The 209-nt window shown below is 75.1% G+C and carries 1 pseudogene; it reads right to left on the reverse strand.

The annotated features are described in order from the left end of the window. Positions 1-209, reverse strand: a pseudogene (locus tag QM517_RS18200) (amidohydrolase family protein); the annotation flags it as partial.

The following is a 209-nucleotide window of genomic DNA, read 5'->3' on the forward strand; positions in this document are numbered from 1 at the left end:
GGTGCCGGGCAGCGTCCGGAACGCCGTCTGCAGCAGGTGGTGGTGGGCGTGGACGAGGCCGGGCGTCACGACGCAGCCGCTCGCGTCGATCACCGTCGCGTCGGGGGGGGCGGGGGTGTCGACGACCAGCCCGTCGATGCACACGACGTCGCCCGTGCTGATCCGGCCCTCGGCCTCGACGACCGCGACCGCGTCGCGGATCACGAGCG

Origin of the sequence: Microbacterium sp. IEGM 1404, assembly GCF_030056775.1 — a bacterium.
In the GTDB taxonomy this organism is placed as follows: domain Bacteria; phylum Actinomycetota; class Actinomycetes; order Actinomycetales; family Microbacteriaceae; genus Microbacterium.